This is a genomic window from Sphingobacterium sp. SGL-16 (assembly GCF_011043515.1).
Taxonomy (GTDB): Bacteria; Bacteroidota; Bacteroidia; order Sphingobacteriales; family Sphingobacteriaceae; genus Sphingobacterium; species Sphingobacterium litopenaei.
In genome coordinates this window covers 1-7,826 of the sequence record NZ_JAAKGQ010000080.1, presented here as the reverse complement: position 1 = coordinate 7,826, position 7,826 = coordinate 1, and the positions used below count along the sequence as shown (strand labels likewise).

Here is a 7,826-nt window from a genome sequence, read left to right as displayed (position 1 = left end):
TTTCTTGACTTCTGCAATTAGCAACTTTTTTATAACGTCATTTCGACGTAAGGAGAAATCTTACATATTAATTTTTGCTTTCTCGAATTAAGAATATCGAAAGTAATCCAGGAAAAATATATCAAGAATTTAGTGTCTGCAGAATAGCTGAAGCTTTCAATAGACATTCATTGTATTCTTTTTCTGCATTAGCATCAATAGTCAAAGCACCGCCAGTATGAAAGGATAAATATTGTTGAGTTTGATTGTATAGAATAGTTCGGATAATGACATTAAAATCAAAATCTCCTGATGGCGCAAAATAACCAACAGTTCCCGAATAAACGCCACGTCTCGAGTTTTCATAACGATCACACAATTTCATTGCTGAAATCTTTGGGGCCCCCGTCATCGAACCTGGAGGAAAGATATTTCTGATAGCTTCAACATCACTAATATTTTCACTTTTAGTACAAGTGATAGTAGAGATAAGTTGATGCACTTGTTTGAAAGTATGCACTTCCAATTTGCGTTCAGCTGCTACAGTTCCTGGTTTAGCGGAACGGGTCATATCATTGCGAACCAAATCAACAATCATTACGTTTTCCGCAATTTCTTTTGGATTGTTTCGTAGCTGGAAGATATTCTCTTGATCTTCTATTTCATTTTTACCTCGAGGCGCAGTACCTTTTATGGGTTGAGAAATTAAGGTTTCTCCACGTTTTGCTAAAAAGCGTTCAGGTGAAGCCGACAAAATATATTTGTCATTAATCTTGAAGAAAGTCGAAAATGGAGTAGGAGATATTCCATTCAATTTTTGGTAAACTTCAAGCGGATCGATTTTAGCATGCTCTGCATAAAACTCCTGACATAAATTAACTTCGTAAATATCACCGCGTTGGATATGTGAAATCAAGTGTTCAAAGGCCTTAAAATATCCTTCTTTTCCTAATCGATGTTGAATTTTGATTTTTGAAGAGTTATGAATTGAAGCTTTAACATCACAATTCTTTATCGCCTCAAAGATTTCTTCTGGATTTGGAGCTTCTATTTCAATAGATGATTTTAAGAACTTAATTAAAGTCTTTGGAATGAAAAAATAGCAATCTGGAAAGGCAAGAGGATTGGAAAAAGAGGTTACTAATCCTTCTATTTCATTCTTGAGATCGTAACCAAAAAAACCAAACATCCATTGATTAGGATGCTTGGTTTTAAAATTTTCTAATGTTTTGAAAGTTTCAGTTGAAGTACTTTCAAAAATATATTGTGCATCTACAGCTAGGATAGCTTCGATGGATGAAAATTCATCATGATAACCATTTGATTGAAGAAAACATACTTGTTCAAATTGTTGTGCCCAAGCTAACGCTTTAGCCTCAAATTCCAGAATATTTACTTCAAAAATGGCTTTTGCCATGTCTTATTTCAATACGATAGTTTGTGTACGATCTGGACCTACTGACAAATATTTGATTGGCACTTCTAATGCCTTCTCCAAGTAAGCAATATAGTTTGCCAATGCCGCAGGGATTTCGTCTTTGCTACGGATACCAGTCAAATCTTGATTCCATCCTTCGATTTCTTCTAGAATAGGTTCAGGTTTGATCGCGTTGATGTCATATGGCATGTAGTCGATAACCTCACCATTGTATTTATAGTGTGTACAAGCGTAGATTTTTTCAAACGTATCCAATACGTCAGCTTTCATCATCACTAATTCAGTAACACCATTCAACATGATCGCATATTTCAACGCAGGAATATCAATCCATCCCGTACGACGAGCACGTCCTGTAGTCGCACCGAATTCGTGACCTAATTGACGTAATTTTTCGCCAGTTTCGTTATCCAATTCTGTAGGGAAAGGACCACCTCCTACACGAGTACAGTATGCTTTGAAGATTCCTAATACTTCGCCAATTTTGTTAGGAGCGATACCCAAACCAGTACAAGCACCTGCTGTCGTTGTATTGGAAGAAGTAACGAAAGGATATGAACCGAAGTCAACGTCTAATAAAGTACCTTGAGCTCCTTCAGCCAATACTTTTTTACCTTCTTTTAAATAAGAATTTACCAAATGCTCTGAATCTACGTGAGGTATAGATTTGATGAATTCGATAGCCGCTAAGAAAGCTTCTTCACGCTCTGTGAAATCAGGGATTTCGCCGTAGTGAGAAAGAATTTCTAAGTGTTTGTTTTTCAATTTCTCATAACGTTCTTGGAAGTCAGATAATGTAGTATCACCGACACGTAGACCGTTACGACCTGTTTTGTCCATATAAGTAGGACCGATACCTTTTAATGTAGAACCGATTTTACCAGCACCCATTTTAGATTCAGAAGCTGCATCTAATAATTGGTGAGTAGGAAGAATCAAGTGCGCTTTACGTGCTAACACCAATTTTCCATCGCCTACAGGATCAAAGCCAGCCGCTCTAAGATTGTCTAATTCTCTTTTAAGAATGATAGGGTCGATAACAACACCATTACCAATTAAATTTAAAGTAGTTTTATTAAAAATACCTGAAGGAATAGTGTTTAAAACAAATTTTTTGTTGTCAAACTCTAACGTGTGTCCGGCATTAGGACCCCCTTGGAAACGAGCGATCAAATCATATTGTGGACACAATACATCCACGATCTTACCTTTACCTTCGTCGCCCCATTGTAAGCCCAATAGCACATCAACTTGCATAGCGTATTATTTTGAGATTATGATTGAAATTTTGTACAAATTCGATTAAAAAATAATGTTCGGAAAATAGGTCAGTCCATTTTCCGAACAAATTTACTATTATTAATAAAGTATAGAGAATTAAATTTAAATTACTTGTTCTACCTCTTCTTTTCGTTCCGTACCCTTCATAGCTTGACAAGTAGAGCAAATTCCATATAAATTTAAGGAATGGTGCTTGATGTCGAATTTCAATAAATCCCCAATCATGCTTTGTATTTGGTAAACCCGTGGATCACAAAATTCTACTACTTTGTTGCACTCAATACAAATCACGTGATCATGTTGTTTATAACCATATGATTTCTCAAATTGAGCCATATTTCTTCCGAATTGGTGTTTAGTCACTAAGTCACAAGAAACTAATAATTCAAGAGTGTTATATACTGTAGCACGGCTCACACGGTACTTTTTGTTTTTCATGTGGATGTACAAAGACTCTACGTCAAAGTGGTCCGTACGTGAGTATATCTCTTCAAGAATCGCATAACGCTCAGGAGTCTTTCTTAGATTTTTATTTTCTAAATAAGCCTCAAATATTTTTTTTACAGTCTCGTAATTTTCTGCCTGATTCATATTGTTTTCTGCTCCTAAGCAAATTTACCAAATAATATTCTATTTTTTCAATGATTACGAATTGTGAGAAAGATATGATTAATTCTCAGATTCATAACGTGTCACACTCGTAATACCCGCCACTAATTTCAAGCGGTTTATTAAACTTTCTAATTGGTCAATATTATGAATGTTTACCATAATATTACCCTCGAAAATTCCTTCATTACTCGAAATACTCAAAGAGCGAATGTTTACATTAAATTCTTGCGAAATTACATTTGTGAGTTTATTAACTAAGCCTACATCATCAATACCTATAATTCGAATACCCGTAATAAACGAATGATCAATTTGCGAAGAAGCCCATTTTGCTTTCAAAATACGGTAACCATAGTTAGCCATTAACTTGGAGGCATTAGGACAGGAAGTCCGGTGTATTTTAATACCTTCATTGACGGTTAAGAAACCAAAAATATCATCTCCTGGAATAGGATTACAGCAAGCTGCAAGTGTATAATCTAATTTCTGGAAATCATCTCCAATGAGAATTGTATCGGCATTTTTCTTATCAATTTTCTCAACTAATCCCGAGATGTGAGAGTTGAATTGATTTTGGGCTAATTCGTGTGATTTCTCACTTGCAACATAATCTCTCAGGTTTTTGATATCAATAACACCTTTTGCAACGTTGTAGAATAGTTCTTGAGAACTCGGATATTTAAAGAAATTTGCTATTTTATTGATGTTATCCGTGTTGTAAGTGAGTTTAAGTGATTTCATTTTACGTTCTAAAATCTCTTTCCCATCTTCTGCAACACGTCTTTTTTCTTCTTTAAGCGATGATTTTATTTTGGATTTAGCTTTGGCTGTAACAACAAAACTCAACCAATCTTCTTTCGGTGTCTGCTTACTGGAAGTTATAATTTCGACCTGATCTCCATTTTGCAAAGGATGACTTAATGGAACCAATTTATGGTTCACTTTGGCACCAATACAAGTCGCGCCAATATCACTATGGATTTCGAAAGCAAAGTCTAAAGCAGTCGCGCCATTGGGCAATTGTATTAAAGTACCTTTTGGAGTAAAGATGAAAATCTCATCTGAGAAAAGGTTCATCTTGAAATCATCCAAGAAATCCAAAGCATTCTGCTCTGGGTTGCTTAATACATCTCTTACTTTTTGGATCCATTGGTCAAGACCATTATCCGAGGATGATTCTTTGTATTTCCAGTGTGCAGCAAAACCTTTTTCCGCGATTTCATTCATACGTCTGGTACGAATTTGTACTTCCACCCATTGACCGCGAGGCCCCATTACCGTGGTGTGCAAAGACTCATAACCGTTACCTTTTGGCGTGGACACCCAGTCACGCAAGCGATCTGGATTAGGACGATAAAGATCCGTTATAATGGAATAAACCTTCCAACATTCTGTTTTTTCTTTTTCGTATTCGGTATCGATAATGACACGGATAGCAAATAAATCATACACTTCTTCAAATGGAATAGATTTCTTACGCATTTTATTCCAAATGGAGTGTATAGATTTTGGTCTACCAAAAACATCCGCTTTAATATCTTGCTCTAACAAAATTTCTTTCACAGGAGAAATAAAGTCCGCAATAAATTTTTCGCGTTCTGCTTTCTTTTCATTAAGCTTCTTAGCAATAAATTTATAGGTATCTGGGTCGGTATATTTCATCGATAAATCTTCTAATTCAGATTTTATCGCATACAAACCAAGGCGATGTGCTAAAGGAGCATAAAGGTAACTTGTTTCAGAAGCTATTTTTAACTGTTTGTGTCGCGCCATGAATTCCATGGTACGCATATTATGCAAACGGTCAGCTAACTTGATTAAGATGACACGAACATCATCAGCAAGTGTCAATAACATTTTGCGGAAATTTTCCGCTTGAATAGAACTATTAGGGTCGAAAACCCCCGAAATTTTAGTCAGTCCATCTATGATTCGGGCTACTTTTTTACCAAATCTCGCTTCAATTTCCTCTAGGGTAATGGAAGTATCCTCCACGACATCATGGAGTAAAGCACAGACAATAGAAGTTGTACCCAGCCCAATCTCCTCAGCTGCTATTTGCGCCACAGCAATAGGATGGTAGATATACGGTTCCCCCGACTTTCTACGCATCTCTTTGTGACTTTCTAATGCTAAATCAAAAGCTTTTCTTATTTCTTGTTTATCGCCCTTTTGTAGTGTTGGTTTACAAGCCCGTAGTAATGCTCTATATCGTTTTCTTATTTCTTTGTTTTCCGCTTCAATATCAATCACATATTCTTCCATAAGAACCTCTTAAAAAATTTCGAAATCTCCGTCAAAAAAGTTATTTTTATCCAATAATGAATAAGCAGATAATATAGGCACCTATTCATGTATAAATATAAAGATTAATTCTTTCATTGTTGGAGTTAAAGTTGAAAATGTTAATGTTTCGTCTACAAAAAATATGTTTTGGAATATTTTTGATGTTACTTTTACAAACTGTTTGTAAAGGGCAGCAAGCTATGACACCATTAACAGTTCCGCATTATGGTGCAGGAAATCCTGAGACTTTAGCCTATTATGGAACTACGAAATTAGAAACAGGAGAGGTGTTGCCTTGGTTTCCTATCGAGACAGTATATGTATATGCTGAGCGGAAATGGAAGTCCATCGTAGATAAAGAACGCTATTTGCGTTTAAAGCGTAATGTTTTGCGTGTCTTACCTTATGCAATTTATGCGCAAAAGAGATACGAGCAATTGGATAGAGAATTAGCATTAGCAAATTCGAAGAAAGAAGAAAAAGCGCTAATCAAAGCTTGTGAGCGAGAGATTAAAGAAAAAATAAATAATGAGGTTAAGGATTTATCTATTTCACAAGGTAAAATCTTGATCAAATTAATCGAACGACAAACAGGAAATACGAGTTACGATTTGGTAAAAGATATGAAAGGCAATATTACAGCTTTCGTTTATCAAGGTGTGGCGCGTATGTTTGGTCATAATCTAAAAAGTACTTACGATCCGCAAGAGGATTACGAAATAGAAAACATTATTCGCGAATATGAAATTTTGCGACCTATTAATAAACCCTTTCAATAGGAATTCATTATGAGTACAAAAACGATATATGATTTCAAAGCACTAGAGTTTTCTGGTAATTATAAATCATTATCGGATTTTCAAGGTAAGGTGCTTTTGATTGTTAATACGGCTAGTGGCTGTTACTTTCGTAAACAATTTAAAACTTTAGAAAAGTTATATCAACAATATAAGGATCAGGGTTTTGAAATTTTAGCTTTTCCATCCAATGATTTTGCGAATCAAGAACCTCGCACGGGACTAAATCTGGAAACTTATTGTCGTATTCAAGAAGGAATTACTTTTCCAGTTTTTAAACGTATTCACATCAAAGGGGAATTTGTAGATCCTCTATACAAGTTTCTTTCTGACAAGGATGAGAATGGGGTAGTCAATAGTGTTCCTCTTTGGAATTTTCATAAGTATCTTATAGACAGGGATGGTAAAGTTGTTGACTTCTACTATTCGTTTACCAGTCCCTTATCTTCTACAATAATTAGACAAATCGAATCTTTATTGCAAAAGTAAAATTCCTCATTATCCGTATATTTGAGAAAATTTTAGGATTATGAAATTAGACTTATTGGTGATGACTGTTCACCCTGACGATGCGGAGTTAGGAGCAGGAGGTACCATTGCGAAATATGTTGCCGAAGGCAAAAAAGTTGGAATTATTGATTTAACACGTGGGGAGTTAGGTACTCGTGGTACGGCTATAACGCGTGCAGAAGAAGCCGCAGATGCAGCCAGAATTTTGGGAGTGGCTGTTCGAGAGAATTTAGAATTACGCGATGGTTTTTTCCAAAATAATGAAGGATCTCAATTGGTAATTATCCAAGCTATTCGTAAATATCAGCCTGAAATTGTCATTACCAACGCGTTGGATGATCGTCATCCAGATCATGGTCGCGCGAGTAAATTAGTGAATGATGCTTTGTTCTTAGCTGGCTTAAGACGTATAGAGACAAAATTGGAAGGGATGCTCCAAGAGCCTTTTCGTCCAAGATTACAATTGCAATTAATCCAGGATAAATATATTCAACCTGATATTTTGTTGGATGTAACGGAATATTGGAATATTAAGGAGCAATCTATTTTAGCTTATAAAACGCAATTTAATTCGGCTAGTGAAGAGGATGGACCTCAAACCTACATTTCTTCTCCTGACTTTATGGAGTCAACTAGAGGACGAGGACGCGAATTGGGACGTAATATTCAGGTTCCGTATGCAGAAGGTTTTACAGCAAGAAAACTTTTAGGCGTAACAGATATATTTGCTTTAAAATAAGGACAAAAATAAAGGGATTCGATATTGCACTGCCCCCAAAAAGTTAGACACTTTCTGGAGGGCACTGAAAAAGTCCCCTTTTATATTGGGCCAAAAAAAAAGGAGTGGAAAGTGCATTTTCTACTCCTTTTTTTGTGTCTTAAATTAAGCTTTAACGGATATCAGGATGCTTTCTACCCAACAA

The 7,826-nt window shown here is 35.8% G+C and carries 7 protein-coding genes; 3 read left to right on the top strand and 4 right to left on the bottom strand.

Annotation, left to right across the window (positions count from 1 at the left end; genetic code table 11):
• Nucleotides 1-121: 121 nt before the first annotated feature.
• The 4 genes from G5B32_RS16390 to G5B32_RS16375 form a co-directional block, all read right to left on the bottom strand.
• Nucleotides 122-1,396 carry an anthranilate synthase component I family protein gene (locus G5B32_RS16390; protein WP_165292574.1) on the bottom strand — a complete coding sequence of 425 codons (1,275 nt, stop codon included), beginning with the start codon at nucleotides 1,394-1,396 and terminating at the stop codon, nucleotides 122-124.
• Between the two features lie 3 nt (nucleotides 1,397-1,399).
• Complete coding sequence (locus tag G5B32_RS16385) at nucleotides 1,400-2,674, bottom strand: adenylosuccinate synthase (protein WP_165292573.1); 1,275 nt, start codon at nucleotides 2,672-2,674, stop codon at nucleotides 1,400-1,402.
• Between the two features lie 126 nt (nucleotides 2,675-2,800).
• Complete coding sequence (locus tag G5B32_RS16380) at nucleotides 2,801-3,289, bottom strand: Fur family transcriptional regulator (protein ID WP_165292572.1); 489 nt, start codon at nucleotides 3,287-3,289, stop codon at nucleotides 2,801-2,803.
• 78 nt (nucleotides 3,290-3,367) lie between these two features.
• Complete coding sequence (locus G5B32_RS16375) at nucleotides 3,368-5,575, bottom strand: RelA/SpoT family protein (protein ID WP_165292571.1); 2,208 nt, start codon at nucleotides 5,573-5,575, stop codon at nucleotides 3,368-3,370.
• 221 nt (nucleotides 5,576-5,796) lie between these two features.
• On the opposite strand from G5B32_RS16375, the gene G5B32_RS16370 reads away from it, so the two are divergent.
• Genes G5B32_RS16370 through bshB1 form a run of 3 tightly spaced genes read left to right on the top strand, consistent with a single transcriptional unit; the run spans nucleotide 5,797 to nucleotide 7,642 of the window.
• Nucleotides 5,797-6,375: a DUF4294 domain-containing protein gene (locus tag G5B32_RS16370; RefSeq protein WP_223815366.1), complete on the top strand. Its 579-nt coding sequence runs from the start codon at nucleotides 5,797-5,799 to the stop codon at nucleotides 6,373-6,375.
• Nucleotides 6,376-6,384: 9 nt separating this feature from the next.
• Nucleotides 6,385-6,882 carry a glutathione peroxidase gene (locus tag G5B32_RS16365; RefSeq protein ID WP_165292569.1) on the top strand — a complete coding sequence of 166 codons (498 nt, stop codon included), beginning with the start codon at nucleotides 6,385-6,387 and terminating at the stop codon, nucleotides 6,880-6,882.
• Nucleotides 6,883-6,922: 40 nt separating this feature from the next.
• Nucleotides 6,923-7,642, top strand: a complete 720-nt coding sequence (gene bshB1 / locus G5B32_RS16360) for a bacillithiol biosynthesis deacetylase BshB1 (RefSeq protein ID WP_165292568.1) — start codon at nucleotides 6,923-6,925, stop codon at nucleotides 7,640-7,642.
• Nucleotides 7,643-7,826: the final 184 nt, after the last annotated feature.